The sequence below is a fragment of the Mesorhizobium sp. B2-2-4 genome (assembly GCF_006442375.1).
Lineage (GTDB): Bacteria > Pseudomonadota > Alphaproteobacteria > Rhizobiales > Rhizobiaceae > Mesorhizobium.
Window position 1 is genome coordinate 38,863 of the sequence record NZ_VFWB01000002.1, and the last position, 16,166, is coordinate 55,028.

At 63.1% G+C, this 16,166-nt stretch carries 16 protein-coding genes and 1 pseudogene; 1 reads left to right on the forward strand and 16 read right to left on the reverse strand.

Annotation, left to right across the window (positions count from 1 at the left end; genetic code table 11):
* Positions 1-139 precede the first annotated feature (139 nt).
* The 11 genes and pseudogenes from FJ959_RS32050 to FJ959_RS05320 all read right to left on the reverse strand — a co-directional run bounded on the left by FJ959_RS32050 (position 140) and on the right by FJ959_RS05320 (position 9,544).
* A complete protein-coding gene (locus FJ959_RS32050) occupies positions 140-358 on the reverse strand; it encodes a hypothetical protein (protein ID WP_224519089.1) in 219 nt (72 codons plus the stop codon).
* A gap of 213 nt (positions 359-571) precedes the next feature.
* Positions 572-1,414, reverse strand: a pseudogene (locus FJ959_RS32055) (methyltransferase domain-containing protein); the annotation flags it as partial.
* Entirely contained in the window at positions 1,359-2,339 is a 981-nt protein-coding gene (locus FJ959_RS05280; protein WP_140564426.1) for a GNAT family N-acetyltransferase, read from the reverse strand. The pseudogene FJ959_RS32055 and the gene FJ959_RS05280, both read right to left, overlap by 56 nt.
* 8 nt (positions 2,340-2,347) lie before the next feature.
* A complete protein-coding gene (locus tag FJ959_RS05285) occupies positions 2,348-3,412 on the reverse strand; it encodes a glycosyltransferase family 4 protein (RefSeq protein WP_140628889.1) in 1,065 nt (354 codons plus the stop codon).
* A complete protein-coding gene (locus FJ959_RS05290; protein WP_140628892.1) occupies positions 3,409-4,245 on the reverse strand; it encodes a PIG-L family deacetylase in 837 nt (278 codons plus the stop codon). Before FJ959_RS05290 ends, FJ959_RS05285 begins: the two co-directional genes overlap by 4 nt.
* Before the next feature lie 7 nt (positions 4,246-4,252).
* Positions 4,253-5,179, reverse strand: coding sequence for a beta-xylosidase (locus tag FJ959_RS05295; RefSeq protein ID WP_140497390.1), 927 nt, complete (start codon positions 5,177-5,179; stop codon positions 4,253-4,255).
* The gene (locus tag FJ959_RS05300) at positions 5,172-5,933 is read right to left on the reverse strand and encodes a TIGR04290 family methyltransferase (protein WP_140497392.1); all 762 of its coding nucleotides are present in this window, start codon (positions 5,931-5,933) and stop codon (positions 5,172-5,174) included. The genes FJ959_RS05295 and FJ959_RS05300 overlap by 8 nt, the downstream gene beginning before the upstream one ends.
* Positions 5,934-5,935: 2 nt before the next feature.
* Positions 5,936-6,733 (reverse strand): sugar phosphate nucleotidyltransferase, encoded by a 798-nt coding sequence (locus FJ959_RS05305; protein ID WP_140497394.1) that lies wholly within the window; start codon positions 6,731-6,733, stop codon positions 5,936-5,938.
* Positions 6,733-7,833 carry a glycosyltransferase gene (locus FJ959_RS05310; protein ID WP_140628895.1) on the reverse strand — a complete coding sequence of 367 codons (1,101 nt, stop codon included), beginning with the start codon at positions 7,831-7,833 and terminating at the stop codon, positions 6,733-6,735. Before FJ959_RS05310 ends, FJ959_RS05305 begins: the two co-directional genes overlap by 1 nt.
* A 14-nt stretch (positions 7,834-7,847) precedes the next feature.
* Entirely contained in the window at positions 7,848-8,444 is a 597-nt protein-coding gene (locus FJ959_RS05315; RefSeq protein ID WP_140564422.1) for a histidine phosphatase family protein, read from the reverse strand.
* Positions 8,441-9,544, reverse strand: a complete 1,104-nt coding sequence (locus FJ959_RS05320) for an inositol-3-phosphate synthase (RefSeq protein ID WP_140564421.1) — start codon at positions 9,542-9,544, stop codon at positions 8,441-8,443. The genes FJ959_RS05315 and FJ959_RS05320 overlap by 4 nt, the downstream gene beginning before the upstream one ends.
* A 467-nt stretch (positions 9,545-10,011) precedes the next feature.
* On the opposite strand from FJ959_RS05320, the gene FJ959_RS05325 reads away from it, so the two are divergent.
* On the forward strand, positions 10,012-11,451 hold the full coding sequence (locus tag FJ959_RS05325) for a hypothetical protein (protein WP_246679022.1): 1,440 nt from the start codon (positions 10,012-10,014) through the stop codon (positions 11,449-11,451).
* 3 nt (positions 11,452-11,454) lie between these two features.
* Here the strand turns inward: FJ959_RS05325 and FJ959_RS05330 are convergent, their stop codons facing one another.
* The 5 genes from FJ959_RS05330 to FJ959_RS05350 all read right to left on the reverse strand — a co-directional run bounded on the left by FJ959_RS05330 (position 11,455) and on the right by FJ959_RS05350 (position 16,165).
* Positions 11,455-11,640, reverse strand: a complete 186-nt coding sequence (locus tag FJ959_RS05330) for a hypothetical protein (protein ID WP_140497402.1) — start codon at positions 11,638-11,640, stop codon at positions 11,455-11,457.
* A 139-nt stretch (positions 11,641-11,779) separates the two neighbouring features.
* Positions 11,780-12,820 (reverse strand): UDP-glucuronic acid decarboxylase family protein, encoded by a 1,041-nt coding sequence (locus FJ959_RS05335; RefSeq protein WP_140628901.1) that lies wholly within the window; start codon positions 12,818-12,820, stop codon positions 11,780-11,782.
* A gap of 23 nt (positions 12,821-12,843) precedes the next feature.
* Complete coding sequence (locus FJ959_RS05340) at positions 12,844-13,947, reverse strand: glycosyltransferase (protein WP_140497406.1); 1,104 nt, start codon at positions 13,945-13,947, stop codon at positions 12,844-12,846.
* Positions 13,947-15,038, reverse strand: coding sequence for a glycosyltransferase (locus FJ959_RS05345; RefSeq protein ID WP_140564418.1), 1,092 nt, complete (start codon positions 15,036-15,038; stop codon positions 13,947-13,949). Before FJ959_RS05345 ends, FJ959_RS05340 begins: the two co-directional genes overlap by 1 nt.
* Complete coding sequence (locus FJ959_RS05350) at positions 15,035-16,165, reverse strand: glycosyltransferase (protein WP_140628904.1); 1,131 nt, start codon at positions 16,163-16,165, stop codon at positions 15,035-15,037. Before FJ959_RS05350 ends, FJ959_RS05345 begins: the two co-directional genes overlap by 4 nt.
* Position 16,166: the final 1 nt, after the last annotated feature.

The following is a 16,166-nucleotide window of genomic DNA, read 5'->3' on the forward strand; positions in this document are numbered from 1 at the left end:
GGCAGTCCGTCATCCTATTGTGATGACAAGCAACCGCCATTACAAGGAGATGCCCGGTGCCGAAACCCTTGCCGGCAGCCGTTGCACAGGTTTTTCTTCCACTCTCGATTGCCGAGGTCACAGATCCACTGCGGCGCTTTCAGTCCTTCGGCAATCGATTTGCGGCATGATCCTGATATTGATCGGACTTGATCTGATTGCCGTCCAGGCCGCGTTCCTCGCTGTGCTGCTTCTTGTCCCTGTTGGATAAAACGGCATTCTCTTCGATCTTGTCCTTGGCCAGTTCGGTCATTGCTCCGGCGCCGGCCCCTTTGCCGTGGCTGCCACGGCCGATATGTTTCTTGCTGCCGGATGCCATGCTGTCCTCCTTCGAATTGGCGCCGCTCTTCAGCGTCGCTGTGTTCGACGCCCGAACTGGCATTGGCTGGTAATGTTCCGTCACGCCGGCAAGCAGGAAGGCGTCGCCGTCCCACAGCCGAAACGGCTTTTCGCCATCGACGAGGACCTGCAATCCGTGACGTTGCGCCAGGCGACATATATCGGAGCGGTCCAAAAACAGTGATTCGCGATATGAGTAGTTCAGCAAGGCCAGCCTGCCCGGCCTTTTGAGGACGCGCGCAATTTCGCCGAAATGCCGCTCCGCCACGCCGGCTAGCACCAAATAGGGGAAACTGTCGACCGCCAGAACGCAGTCGAAACTCGCGTCGCCGAACTCCGCCAGATCCAGGCCTGAGGTCCGCCGCAACTCTACATTGCCAAGCGCTGCGCATTGCTCACGGGCGATCGATATCATCCTCGACGATATGTCGATACCGACGACCCGCCCACAGGACGCCGACAGCGCGCGTTCGAAACGCCCGATGCCGCAACCGATGTCCAGAATGCTGCGTCCAGCGCCGGTGAAGTCTTGCGCTGTCAGCCATGCAACGATTTCGTCGGTCGTGGCTGCCAGCCTTTCCTCATCGCCAAGGGAAGCCAACTGGACACTCGCCACCCGGGAAATCGCTGCCGCGGCATCAAAGCCCGAGGCCAGCCGCGTCACGACATCTGCATCCGTCTCGTCGTCGTCGCGTTCGTGACGAACGGCAGAACCCGTTTTCTGCAACGTGGCAAAAACCTCCGATCCGCGGCGAAGCAGCCCGGCTATCTGCTGGAGCCTTTCCCTGTCTCGAGTATCGACCGGATCGATCTCCGCCACGATCTTCGCCAATTCGACTGCCCCGATGCCTGGGTGGAGATGCAGCGCCAGCCTGGCGATGACGGCCTCGGCACTGACAGCGTCCGCCATACAGTCCTCGACCGCCAGCCTGACCGCTATCCGGCGGCGCACGGATGTTGGTTCCATCGAAACCATGGTCTCATTTCCGCGTCCAAGTCCTTCGCATCGTCCACCTGTCGCCAGCGCCCCAGCCATATTTGTACGGCTCCTGGCCGCGCAGGAAGTCGAACTCGCGCGCACCTTCGCGGATCGATTCGGCGATTGCGTGGCCGACCAGGATCGCGCCTGGACTTTCCTCGGCATAGGCAGGATCGAAACCGCCAAGATAGGCATAGGCACGGCCGCGATGGTGAAATCCGTAGTAGACGCCGATTGGCTTGCCGTCGATGGCGAGCACCCAGCGTCGGGTCAGATCTCGAGCGTCGAGCAGGGGAAGCGAGCACCTGTGGAATTGCTCGACGGCGAGGTCGGCCAGCACGCCGCCTCCGTTTCCGGCCCAGCGCGCGCCGTGCAGGCCTATCAGGTGGTCGAGGAACAGTTGAGGATCGCCTCGTACCGGCGACAACTCGACCCGGCCGCGTCTGGATGCGGCGCGGCGCGCCCGGCGCAACTGGCGTCTGCGCCGGGCAGGGACGCAGCCCGCCAGCGTTTCATCGCCGTCGGTGGCAAGCACGGGACAAACGGCGTGGCCGACCAGTCCATCGGCTTTCAATTCGGGATGTTCGATCGCCAGACCGGCACTGCCTTGCGGCAGATCCGGCAGGATCCACTGCGACCACTCGATCGAGAGTATCTTCTCTGCAAGGGCAGTGGCGACCTGGGCCTCGCTGCCGGGCACACACAGCACGTCCAGATAGTCGCTGAGGGAAATGCCGATCGGAAGCAGTTTCGAGCCTTCCGTGCCATGTTCGAGATAGAGCGGCGCCAGGCCCACCAGATCGTTGCCGCGCCAGATGGCGACCGTCGCCAGCTCCCCCGGAGCGAATGTGCGCCACCACGGCAGCAGCCAAGCGGGACATTGAAAGGGCGTCGCCGACGAACTCTGCTCCCACAGGTTCCACCAGTGCGGCGCCAGTGCATGCAATTGCTCTGGATCGCCGATGATCTCGCTGCGCAGCATCTGCTCTTTCACCGCACCGCGGCGAGACGCCTGCGGTCGGCGCCGAGCCGGGCCAGCGCCAGATAGGCGCTCATGTAGAACGAGACCATGCGCTCGAGCGAAAACCGCCGGCGCGCCTCGCTTCGGCACGTCTCGGCATCAAGGCTGGGTGCCGCGACAATTGCTTGCGCCATCTCGTCGACATTGTTGACGATAAAGCCGGTCTTGCCGTGCTCGACCACTTCGGGAAGCGCACCATTTGGAAAGGCGATCACCGGTGTGCCGCAGGCGAGTGCTTCCATCGCGACCAGCGAACTGGTCTCGGCGGCGAGGCTCGGAACGACCAGGCAGCGTGCTGCATTGAGCAAGCGCCGCTTGGCGATGAAGCCGAGCGGACCGAGGAAGCGGCGCCGACGATCGAGGCGAGGTTCGACCTCATCGCGAAAGTACTGGGTATGCGTCTCGTAAGGATAGACCCGCCCGCCGATGACCAGCGGCACATCAGCCTGCCTGGCGGCATCCAATGCCAGGTGTATGCCCTTTTCCGGGCAGATGCGGCTGAGCACGACGGCGAAGTCGCCCCTGGGCCGCGGCTGGTTCAGCGCGTCGATATCGACACCATTCGGGATCGGGGCAACCAAGCTTGCGTCCGGCGGTGCGGTTCTTTGCTGGGCTGACGAGACGGCGTGAAGCCAGAGATCGTCGCGCCCTGGGCGCAGCGCCCCGGCCGGATACCAGTCGAGCGGCAGGTGAAGCGTCACCAGGGTCGGACCGTCGGCAGGCAGGTAGGCGTCGAAGTCGATGCCATGCAGGTGAACCACGTCGATCGGCCATTGGGCGCGGGCAGCGGCGATCGCGGCGCGATGGGACTCCTGTGCCCGGTTTTTTGCTGACTGGTCGAGCACGCCGGCTTCGGCGGGCGTTTCCACCAGAATGCCGCTTGCACTGGAACCCTGGCAGCCGATGACGATGGACCGGTGACCGGCGCGGGTCAGGGCCTGATCGAGCATTGACAGCACCTGCTCGGCGCCGCCAACGGCGTTCGGTCCCACCGGCGCGAGAGGATAGGCAACATTGAGCACTGTGAGCGTCATGGCTGGTCGAGCCGGAGCGCCTCGTGAGCACGGGCGCTTGCATGCAGCCAGGTGCCGGGCTCGAAACCCAGCGGCAGCGATTCATAGTAGAGCCTGCCCTCGTTGGGCAGCTTCAGGAAATCATAGGTCGGCGCCAGCCGGAAACGCTCGGTGCGGGTCGAGAACGGCGCCAGCGTCCGCTGCTGCGTCAGGTGGCTGGCCAGCATGCGCTGCTTTTGCTGAAAGGCCGCTTCGGTCAGGCAGACCTCTATGCGATCACTGCCGGTGCCGCTGGCGAAATCCTGAAATACCGGGCCGTCCGGGCCAGCCGAATAAAAGGCCATTTCGATGATGGTGGGCACGGGCCGGCGGTCACGGCGCAGAAGATGGCAGGCCGCGTGAACGGCAAAAGCGGTCGCGTCGTGGTCGGGATGGCCTCCCTCGAAAGGATGTGTGCAGACGAAGCGGATGTCGGGTTCGCAAACAAGGCAGGCGAGTTCCTGCGCGAGCGCCACGAGATTCGCCGCAGCCTCCTTGTCGGGATAGCCAAGAGCGGTCAGGCCCGATGGCGATATGCCGGCCGCGGCCAAGGCTTCCGTCAGTTCCGCACGGCGGGCATCGGCATAGTCCTGCCATGTCTCGAAACCATGCGCTTGCGCGTCGGCAAGATCGCGTGGTGCTCCGTCCGTGACATGGACGATGCGGCATGACCGCAGTCCGGCAAGATGCCCGCCGATGCCGATTGTCTCGTCGTCCGGATGCGCGACGACGACCATGAGGGCGGAGCCATGAGCTGCGTCACTGCCCGTCAACAGCGCCGCGAATTCGCCCAGGGTTGCCGACGGTTGATGCATGGGAGCCTCACGCTGCCGAGGCTCGCCGCTTCGACGTGGAAGCCACGCCGGGCGCGTAGCGGCGGATCATGGTTGCACAGAATTCGGCGAATTCCTCCGGCACCAGCGGCGGACTGGTGTGGTGAGGCATCATCCCGCGATGCTCTGGCGTGAAGCAGAAGGTGACGGTCACGTCGAAATCGGCGAGCGCTTCCATCTGTCGGTCGAACCAGTTCAATGCATTCGGCCTGAAACTGTCGGCCCAGGAAAGTCCGGTCCGCATATTGGTGACCCCGAGCCGCTTCATCCAGGCGACGGCGTCGTCCAGCCGCGGGTCCTCGAAATGAAACCACTGCACCAGCCCCATCTCGGGCGTATGGCGCAGGAATTCCTCCAGTGCCGGTTTTGGCGTGCCGTCCTGGCGCAGCAGCCCCATATGGAAGTGACGATAGTAGGAGGAGCCTTCCGCTTCGCGATGGCGCGTTGTTGCTTCCCATTCGCGCGGAAGATCATAAAGGCTGTACCACTGGATGCGCGGAGCGTTGCCGAGCAGCAATTCAGCGGTGCGCCTGAGGCCCCAGACCTGGATCTCGTCGGCGCCGAAGGTCGATACGCCAACTTCGCTGACCCAGATCGGGAGATCGGTGACGGCCGCGATCTCACCGATCTTCTGTGGCCATTCCTGGATCTGCCACAGGTTCCAGTCGAGCGGAAAGCCATGCACCGCGACGGCATCGACGTGGTCCAGCAATCTGAGTTCCTTCATGCGCGTGACGAAGCCGGGGTCGATCGGAGAGATGCCGCCGAGCACCTTGGTCAGGGCCGGGTTCTCGGACGCTATCGCATCCGCCGACAACATTGCCATGGCGGCGAAGCGGCTCCAATCGGGGTCGAGCTCGGGATCCCAATGCGATTTGTTGTTGGGCTCGTTCCAGATCATCGCGGCTTCAATCATGGATCTGTCCTTTCGACGGGTAGACGGCGCCGCCGCCGGCCGGATCGCCGGCGGAACGGCAAAAATAAACCTCCTGCTCGGGGTGCAAAAAAATCTCGAAGCCGGCGCTGCGCAACATCGCTTCGGTGCAGGCGCGGTTGGGAATCCACCAATTGGTCGGATCGTCGGCATATCGATGTTCGATGAAATGCAGTTTCGGAAATTCCGGCCGCTCGAACAGGTCGTGCGTCCAGAAATGATAATTCTGCTCAAGCGCAGGCAGATCGGCGCTGCCGCGTTGCATGGACTGGAAGATCATCAGGTCGCCGGCGACATGCCCGCGGATCAGGTCGAGCGCGAGCAGGGGATGGCGCAGGTGGTAAAGAACCCCCATGAACAGCACGATGTCGAATGTCTCGCGCAGGGCGCCGACGTCATAAACCGAAAGCTTCTGGAACTCGATGTCGCAGTCCGCGATCTCGGCGGCAAAGCGCGCCTGTGCCAGATAGGCCTCGTCGAAATCGATGCCGAGGACGCGACCGGCGCCGCGCCGTTTCATTTCGATGGAATAGAAACCGGCATTGCAGCCGATATCGAGCACGGACTTGCCGGACAGGTCGGCTGGAATGGCATAGGCGAACTTGCGCCATTTGACCAGCGGGTAGTTACCGAGAAAATGGTCCGGAGCAGTTTCGACGCCGGCCAGTTCCATGTTGTGGAACCATGGGCCGAGGGCATCGATACGGCGTTGGATTTCAGCATGGGAATGCAGCATGGCTAAGCTCCTTCGCCCGGAACGGCATGCGAATGTGCCGTAGGCGCGATCATCGTGGGCCGGTGCTGTTTGGACGCAGCATCGTCGTCGAGCAGCCGAAGGGCCGCGCGATAACCGTTGAAAGTGCCGACATCGACGTAGGCGGCCCCTGCCTTCACCCCATACGCCTGACCGCCCGCCGTCAGGTAGGCGTTGATCAACGTGCCGATATATTCGTCATAGCAATCCCGCTCGCGCCAGAGTGCCGCGAGCTGGTGCAGGACATGGCCCGGCATCTTGAACGCGCCCCATATCCAGTTCGTCGCCGCGTCCTGCCGCTTGACCTGGATTTCCCGCACCCGGCCCTCCTCGTCGAGAACCACAGCATCGAAGAATTCCGGCCGATCCACCGGGAAGAGCAGGAATGACAGCCGGTCGTCCGGCAGACGGCAGAAGCCGTCTTCGGGAAACCAGATCGTATCGGGAAGCCCGATCAACACCGTCTCGTCCGGTGCGACGAGGGGTGCTGCCCGGAAGATGGCGTCGCAAAGGCCAACAGGGTTGGGTTGTACCACGAACAGAGCGGTCGCCGCTCCGTAGCCCGCGGCATAGTATTCGAGAATGTCGGATTTACCCGATCCGATGATGAAACAGACCTTGTCGACGCCGGCGCGCACCATCCGCCGCACCAGGTACTCGCTTACGGCACATGGGCGCTCTGTCTGTCCATCGATCCGGCTCCCGACCGGCAGCAGCTCTTTCGAGAAGCCGAGCGGTTGAATGCGGCTGCCGCGTCCGGCAGCGGGCACGATGCCCAACATCAGACTGCTTCCTTCATCGGTTCGCCGGCCGACCTCTGCAAGGCTTCGTTCAGGATGCGATCCAGTTCCGCCGCGCGCCGCGTGGATGTGTGTTCGTCCAGAACCCGTTCACGCGCACGGCTTCGAATTGCATCGAGCTCGTGCGATGGCAGTTTGAGCGCCGCGATCACGTCGTCTGTGTCGTACGCCAGCAGGATCTCGCTACCGGGTTCGAAGAAACTGCTGAGGCCCGGCCAGGTGTCGGTGACGATCGGCACGCCGCATGCCGCTGCTTCGAACAGCCGGCCCGAAGGGCACCACCCCTTTTGCGCCATCGCCTCGCGCGTCACATTCAGCGTCAGGCGGGACGACGAAAAGAAGGCTGGATGATCTGCCGGCGGAAGATGCCTGACGAAGAAGATGTTGTCGCTCCACGGGAATTCCTGTGGATATTGTGCACCGCCGATGATGAAGCGGTGGTCAGGCAGGAGTGCGGCCGGACGGACCAGCAGTTTCTCGACGCCGGCCTGGCGATCTGCCGCATAGGTCCCGAGATAGGACAGATCGCCCGCAAATTCCGGCCTAGGTACTGCCGGCCGGTGTTGGTCGGGATCGACATGGCCATAGAGCGGCACCACGTGGCGTGCACCGAGAACCGACTTGAGTGCATCGATTGCCGAGCCGCCCGTGTAACTCAGGACGAGATCGAAATCGGCAAGCCCCTCGGGCCCGAAATAGGGCGGGCGTTCACCTTGATCGAGGCGCGCCAGCGTGATCGGAGTGTCCAAGTCGTAAAAGACGCGCAGCCCGCGGCATGCCTGCTGCGCCAGGCGCGAAGCGTCCACGGCGTCGGGGCAGTAGGAGGTAACGATGACGACGTCCGATTGCTTGATCGTCTGCTCCGCGACCCTCCGGATGTCCTCCCAGTCCGGGTAGAGCACGATGTTGCCGCCGTCCAGCTGGTCGAGGTCCCGTGCACCGGCATAGTAGGGGGTGTTGCGCTCGAAAAAGGTGATGGACCAGCCGTACCGGGCCAGCGCCCGGATCAGCCCGCGCCACAGGGTGGCGTGGCCGTTTCCCCATGAGGACGTGACGGTGAGACCGAAAATGACCATCTGCATCCGGCAAGTCCTCGTCAGGCAAGTTCGTTCAGGCGGATGAGCTTTGCTCCCCAGTCTCCAGACACGATCGTCGTGACGGAAGCGGGGTCGATATCGAAGCGAAAGCTGTCGCCGACGGGCAGACCAAGCACATGGCAGATGGCTGCCTTGATCACGTCGGCATGGCTGATCAGCGCGACGCATTGATTCTGATGCCGCTCGCGAGCCTGATCCATCAGCGAGACGATACGCTGTTGGACATCCAGCATGGTTTCGCCGCTTGGGGTGCTTGCTTCCTGCCGCCGGCTGTTCCACGCCTGCCAGCCGGCATCGCCGTTCAGCTCCTCGAACGTCTTTCCCGACCAGATGCCGAAGTCGATCTCGTCGAGTTCGGCGCAGATCGCGATTTCGCCGACATTACAGGCAGTCGCGATCGGCTTGGCGGTTTCCTGCGTGCGCTCGCGTGGGCTGCACCAGATAGCGGCAATCGGCTCGCGGGCCATGCGGCGGCCAAGATGCGCCGCCTGAGCCCTGCCGGATTCGCCAAGGCGAACTCCGCCCATCCGTCCGGCCAGATAGGAGCCGACATTGTCGTGTGCCGCGTGCCGGATCAGGAAGAAGGTCGTCGTCATTCCGCGGCATCGAGCATAGGCTCGTCCCTGCCTGTGATGAATGCGAGCGTGCGCTGCCGAGCTTCGGCATCGGTGAACTGCTCAGGCGGAGACTTCATGAAATAGCTGCACGGACCGGTCAGCGCGCCGGCGATGCCGCGGTCAAGCGCCAGCTTGGCGCAGCGCACGGCGTCGATGACCACGCCGGCCGAATTGGGCGAATCCCAGACTTCCAGCTTGAGTTCGGCGTTGAGCGGCACTCCACCGAAGGTCGTGCCTTCAACCCGGATGTAGGCCCATTTGCGATCGGTGAGCCATGGCACATGGTCACTGGGGCCGACATGAATGTTGCCCGGCTCCAGGGGAACATCGAACTGGCTGGTCACGGACTGCGTCTTCGAGATCTTCTTCGATTCCAGCCGCTCGCGTTCCAGCATGTTGAGGAAATCGGTGTTGCCGCCGAAGTTCAACTGATAAGTGCGGTCGATGCGGACGCCGCGCTCGCGGAAGAGATTGGCCAGCAACCGATGCACGATTGTCGCGCCGACCTGGCTCTTGATATCGTCGCCGACCAGCGGCAGCCCGCGTTCCTCGAAACGCAGGCGCCATTCGGGCCGTGACGCGATGAAAACCGGTATGCAGTTGACGAAGGCGCAGCCGGCCTCGAGGGCGCATTCGGCATAAAAGCGCGTCGCTTCCTCCGACCCCACCGGCAGGTACGAGACCAGCACATCGGCACCGCTGTTCCGCAGGATTTCGCTGACATTGGCAACCGGCTCCGGCGCTTCCTCGATTTCCGTGCGCAGATATTTGCCGATGCCGTCCAACGTGGGGCCACGCTCCACGCGAACCCCGGTTGCAACCGCATCGGCAAAACGGAACGTGTTGTTCGGGGCGCTGTAGATCGCATCGGCCACGTCGCACCCGACCTTGCCCTTGGCGACATCGAACGCACAGACGACCTCGATGTCGTCGACGTGGTAGCCGCCGAGATCGGTATGCATCAGCCCGGGGATCGGCTCATTGCCTTTTGCGTCTCGGTAATAGGAAAGGCCTTGCACCAGGGAGGATGCGCAATTGCCTACACCGACGATACCGACACGAACTTTCTTCGATCCCACGAAACTGCCGTCCTGTGCTGTCCAAGGTAAGTTCCTGGGCCCGAACCGTCAGCTTGCCGGAATGTTCCTTGGCATGTGGAAAAATTGCGCGCGGCAGGATGGATCAAAGCCGCGCATGCCGCGTTGGCGCACGGCGAGCTTGGAATCGGTGGATGATCGTCTACGGCGACCACAAACGAACGGAAGACGCGCGACAGCTTCGCGAGGCTGCAAGCGAAATGGCTGAAAGCCTCGATTGCAGGCCCTGCGGCATTCAACGCCACGCTGCGCTGGTAGGGTTGTTCGTCAAGGTCTCGGAACTGGTCCAGGCACAGGCCGATGTCGAGTTCGAGGCCCGCGGCGGGGACACCCCTTCGCCGAGGCAGCGGCAAGGTGCCAAGCTGCTGGTCGGCCTTGCGGCGGAAGTGGCGAGGTCCTGGCGAAGCGGCTTCACAGTGACTGGCGCCGTCGATCCCGTGCTGAGGCATATGCTGGCCGCGCTCGACTGCCGGGGCAAGGTTCTTACCGGCACGGCCGAGGGATACGCCCATTATGCGCTCTATCCTGAAAGCTACCTCGGCGCGGGGCGGGCATCAGGCCTCGACGCGAATACATGCGTCATCGGCATCCGCAGCATTGGCCTCGGGCTTGCCGCCTTGGTCGCCGCGGCGATCGACGCGCCGGCACCCATCAGCGTGCGCCCGATCGGCCATCCTTTCCGCAGGTATGTCAACGCCGACCCGGAATTGATCGGCGCCTGGAGGGGCAAGCCGTCGGCTTGCTTCGCTGTCGTCGACGAGGGCCCCGGCCTGTCGGGCAGTTCGATGCACTCCGTCGTCGCATGGCTGCGGCGGCTGGGCATCGATAGGGATCGCATTCACCTGTTCCCCAGCCATTCCGGCGGCCCGGGTGCCGAAGCCTCTAAGGAGGTTCGTGAGACATGGTCGGGTTGCCGAAAACATGTGGCGCGGGCCTTCGAACGCACCTTCCCGGGCGGCGCGCAAATGCCGACGCTACGCGATTGGGTGGCGGAGGCTGCCGGCAGCCCGCAATTGGCCCTGACCGAAATATCCGCTGGAGAGTGGCGAAACCTCCACTACGCCGAGGAGAGGCTCTGGCCGCCGAGTCAACGCGGCATCGAGCGGCGAAAATTCCTGGCGTCCGCGGGACGCGATCGGTGGCTCGTCAAATTTGCCGGCCTCGGTCAAACCGGGCAGCGCAAGATGCAAACCGCGGAGATGCTGCACGAAGCCGGCTTCGGACCGCAGATCGTCGGGCTTTGTCACGGTTTTCTGGTTGAACGGTGGATCGAGGGAAAGACAATGGATCAGGCAAACCTGTCCAGAGACAGGCTTGTCGCGGAGCTCGCGCACTATCTCGCTTGGCGTGCGGCCAATCTCAGAACTCCGGAACTGGGTGCTGGATTGCCGGAACTCGCTGAGATGGCCGTCCACAATGGCGCCGAAGCCCTGGGTGAGCGGCGCGCGGCGGAGCTGCGGAACTGGTTCTCGAAGCGTGCCCCTGCGCAAGCGCTGCCACGGGTCGAGATCGACGGAAGGCTTCACCCGTGGGAGTTTCTCGTTTGTGCCGACGGGACGTTGATCAAGACGGATGCCGTCGATCACTGCCGGGGACATGATTTGATCGGCTGCCAGCCCATAGAGTGGGATATTGCCGGCGCTCGCGTCGAATATGGATTTTCCGACAGCGAGCTAGCGACGTTGGTCCACCGCATGGAAGCCGGGGAGCGGCTCAATATCGATACCGGCCTCATTGACTGTCTCGAACCTTGCTACCTGGCGTTTCAACTGGGACTCTGGGACGTTGCTGCCCGATCCGAGCATGGCCCGGAGAAGCCAAGGCTGGTAGCTGCGGCAACGCGGTACAAGAAAGGGCTGCTACGCTTCCTGGAGAGGTCCGGGCCGTGACGATCAGTCCAGTCTCCGCAGCATGTCCGCTTCGCGTTCGAGAATGGTGGCCACTTCCTCGCGCTGCAGATGCGTCATCATTAGGCTGACGCAGCACTCGAGATAGGTGATGGAGGCCCGTCGCAGAAAGGCAGCCGTCTCTCTTTCCGCAATCTGCTCGATATCCTTTGCGGATCGTTTGGGTTGCACAGGTCCGTTCTCCATAGCGGGATCTCATCGTCAAACCCCGAGCTTGCCAGGATGTTCCGCGCAATCCGCAAAAGTGCGGCAGGAGGCATGACCGTGCTTGAGCGGTCATGCCGGAACACGTGGCTGCGGCGGCCTGGCCTCAGGCCGGAAGGTTCTGCAACCTGCCCGATCTTGCGTTTGTCGCAATAGCTGTCATCCGGCCGTCGATCCCGCTGGTTTCGAGATTGGAGAAGTATCCGATCGTCTGCATCAGCCCTTGCCTGAGCGGCACTTTCGGCGTCCAGCCGAGCAGCGCCTTCGCACGCGAGATGTCGGGCTGCCTCCGGCGGGGATCGTCTTGCGGCAAGGGCAGGAATTTCAGATCCGACTTGGTTCCGGTCATGTCCCTCACCATGGATGCCAGTCGCATGATGGTGAATTCTCCGGGATTGCCAAGGTTGACGGGTTTTCCGGGATTGAGATCGAGATCCATCAGGCGCATCATACCTTCGATCAGATCGGAGACGTAGCAGAAGGACCTTGTCTGCAACCCATCACCGAATATCGTCATCGAGCGCTTCTCAAGCGCCTGCATGATCAGGTTCGAGACGATGCGGCCGTCGGCGGGGTCCATCCTGGGACCGTAGGTATTGAAGATGCGAGCCACGCGAATATCGGCTTTTGCCGCTCTCAGATAATCGAAGCAAAGCGTTTCGGCGGTGCGCTTGCCTTCGTCGTAGCAGGCGCGCGGGCCGGTGAAGTTCACATGGCCAACATAGTCTTCCCGTTGCGGATGTTGTTCCGGGTCGCCATAAACTTCACTTGTCGACGCCTGCAGGAATCGCGCATTGTTGCGGGCGGCGAGTTCGAGCAGGTTGAGCGTTCCGATGACGCAGGTGCGTGTCGTGTGTATCGGATCGGCCTGGTAGCGCGGCGGCGAAGCAGCGCATGCCAGGTTGAAAACGCGATCGACCGGCTCGCCGAGGTTCAGCGGCCGGCAGATATCCTGCTCGATCAGCCGGAAGCGCGGCTGGTCCATGATCGAGACGATGTTGTCCATGCGGCCGGTAAGGAAATTGTCGACGCAGATCACACGCCAGCCGTTGCGGAACAACGTTTCGCAAAGATGCGAGCCGAGGAAACCCGCGCCACCGGCGACAAGCACTGTCTTCGCCCTTCGCGCTTTTCTTGTTTGCCGCATCGCTGTTTTCTCCTGTCTTTCAGTCATGCTGCGGTTCCGATATCGAGATCGATCATCGCCGCTCTCGGTCGTGTCAGCAGCGACACGAATTCGCGGGCCCTGGCCGCACCGGTATGTGCTGCCAGGACGAGTTCGCGCGCCCGGCCGGCCATGGCGAGCCGGGCGCGCTCGGATTCCCTGAGCAGGATATCGACGATGTCATCCGCCTTGTCGGCCGTGCGGATCGCCGAAGCAGGAAAGAAGCTGTCGAGACCCGGCCAGCGATCGCTGATAATCGGCGTGCCGCAAGCGGCAGCCTCGAAAAGCCGTACGCTGGGCGACCATCCGGCGGCGATCATCGATCTGCGCGTGACGTTCAGCGTGTAGCGCTGGCGGCTATAGAATGCGGCATGGTCGGCCGGCGGCAAATGTTCGATTCGTTCGACATTCTCAGGCCAGACGATGTCGGACGGATATTGCGAGCCGGCGACGACGAAACGGCGCTCCGGCATGCGCCGTGCGGGCTCGAGCAACAGCGCGTTGAGCGTTGCCTGCCGGTCGGTGCTGTAGGTGCCGAGATAACCGAGGTCCCAGCCGACTGGGTCGGCGGTTCGGTGATGCCGTTGCGGATCGACCGAACAGTAGAGCGGTTCGGCACGGCGCGCACCGAAATCCTGCGCCAGTCGGCCAAGCGTCGGCCCGCCGGTGAAGGAGAAATAGACATCGAAATACGGAATCTGCCGCCGACTAAGATAGTCGCATTCATCCGTCGAAAGCTTTGCCAGGGTCACCGGCGTGTCGATGTCATAAAAGCAGAGCGCCCCTTTGCAGAGCGCCACGGCAATGTCGATGACCGCGCGCCCCTCCGGAACGAAGGACCCGACGACCACGACATCGGCCTGTTGCAAGCATCGTGCCCAGTCCTGTTGCAACTCCTGCGTCGTTTCGTAGTAGCGCAGAGTGCAGAAATCGGGATCGCGCAAGTCGCGGTGATTGGCATACCACGGCACGTTGCGCTCCAGGAAGGTCACGCGGTGACCGAGTTCATGCAGGCCTTTCAGCAGGCCTCGAAATGTCGTGGCGTGGCCGTTTCCCCAGGACGAGGAGAGGGACAGGCCGAGAAAGACGATGTTGAGCCGCTTGGTCATTACGCCGCCTCCACGGTCCCGCGCTCGAAGTGCCGCCTCAAGACCGTATCGGTCACGGCCGCTCTCATGGCGTAGGTATGTTCACCGCGGACGCGGCGCAGCGCGGACGCGCCGATCGCCTTTGCCCGATTGGGGGTCAAGGTGCGCATGATTTCGGCGACATCGCCGCCGTCGCGTGCGACCAGGATCTCCTCGCCGGGTTTCAGGAACAGTTCGACGCCCAGCCACGCATCCGTGATGAGGCAGGCACCAGCGCCCGCCGCCTCGAAAACGCGGGTGGCGGGCGAAAAGCCGTTTGCGGCCATGCTGTCGCGGCTGATGTTCAACACCGCCTTGGGCGTGACATTGAAGGCGTTGTGGTCGCGGGTGCCGACGTGGCCGAGCCAACTGACATTGCCGGGAAGCGGCTTGTCGCCCCAGCCCGATCCGCCAAGCAGGAAACGCTGCTCCTGCAAACGGCTGGCCGGATCGAGAAAAAACGCCTCGACGCGCGCCTCACGGTCCGGCAGCCGGTTTCCGAGGAAGGCGAGGTCGCAAGCAAAACGCGCCTGACTGGCGACTGGATGATGCGTTTCAGGATCGAGCGCATTGTAGATCGGCACGCATTCCTTCGCTCCCATGGCGCGATAGGCCCAGACCACGGGGTCGCCGCCGCCATAGGTCAACACAAGATCGATTTGCCGCAGCGCGGCATGCAGCGGATGGTCCGGTTCATCGCGCAATTGGCCGAGCGTCGCCGGAGCGTCCACGTCCCAGAACACCACGAGCGCGTCACGACGCGCGTGATCGAGCACGGCGCGCAGCAGCGCCTCATCCTCAAAACCGACGCCGCTCGCCTTGACGACGATATCCGCCTCGGCGGCGTGCGCCGCCACCTGCATCAGCGCGTGCCGGGTCGCCTCGTACACGACGACGGCGCACCACTCCGGCGCCTCGATGTCGCGGTTGTTCCGGCGGTCATAGACGTCAGGTTCATAGAAGGTGATTTCGTAGCCGAGTTGGGAAAGCGCCTTGAGCAACCCACGGTAATAGGTAGCGGCGCCGTTCCAGTAGGACGACAACAGGCTCGATCCATAAAAAGCGATCTTCATTCAGCAGCTTCCTTTGCGGCGGTCGGATTGGTGATGTGTTGAGGTCCGCATTCGGCGAGCACGCCGAACAACTCGTCCACGCGGTGCCGGCATGTGTGCCGCAGGCGGATGGTCTCGAGACCAGACGCCGCCAGGGAGGCAGCGAAATCCGCGTCGCCGAGTACGGCCCGGAGGTGTCGCCGCATCTGGGAGCCATTGTCCGCAAACAGGAAATCGACGCCTGGTCTGAACAGTTGCTCGGTGTCGGACCACGGGGCGGAAATCAGCGGAATGCCGCAGGCGAGCGCCTCGAACACGCGGATGGTCGGAATGCCGGGCAGGCCTTCCCGATAGGGGCGGCGCGGAACATGCACCGTGACACGATGCGCTGCGAACGCTTTCGGCACGTCGGCATTGGCGATCCAGCCTTCATGGCGCAGGCCGGCGGCTGCGAGATCGGCGAGCGCCTGCCTGGGGTAGCGCACGCCATGAACGGTGGCATCGAGGCCGAGTTCGTGCACCGGCTCGATCAGAAATTCCGTGAGCTCCGCGGTACGCTCGTCGTCGCCCCAGTTTCCAATCCAGATCAGATCGGAGGTCGGGCGGATCTCAGGATGCGGTCTGAACAGGCGGTCGTCAGCCGCCTCGTGCCAGGTGAAGACGCGTTTGCCCCACCCGGCGCGCAGGTAGCTCTCGCGCAACGCTTCGCCAAAGGCCAGAACGCCGTCGTAATGCTCCAGCTGGAGCGCCGAGATCGCCTCGGTCGCCGACACGGCGCGGTGGTGGGTGTCGTGAAACAGGAGGATGAAATTGCCGCCGCTGGCCCTGGCGCGACCAATGCGCGCCACGAGGTCCGGCTCGGTCCATTCATGGACGACCACCACGTCCGCATCGGTGATCCAGGCCTCGTGGTCAAAGCCGGCATCGTAAGTCACCGGCATCAGCTCGGGGAAATCGTTCCTGAAGCGCTCGATGGCGAAGGAGCCCTTCTCGGCCAGCAGATTCGAGCGGCTCCAGCCGTCCGCCGGCTCCAGCGCGATCGCCTGATGCTGGCGTGCGACCAGCTCCCGCATGACGCCGCGCAGGAAATGTGCGTTGCCGTGGTTCCAGTCGGAAACGACCGAATGGGTATAGAACAGAAAGCGCATG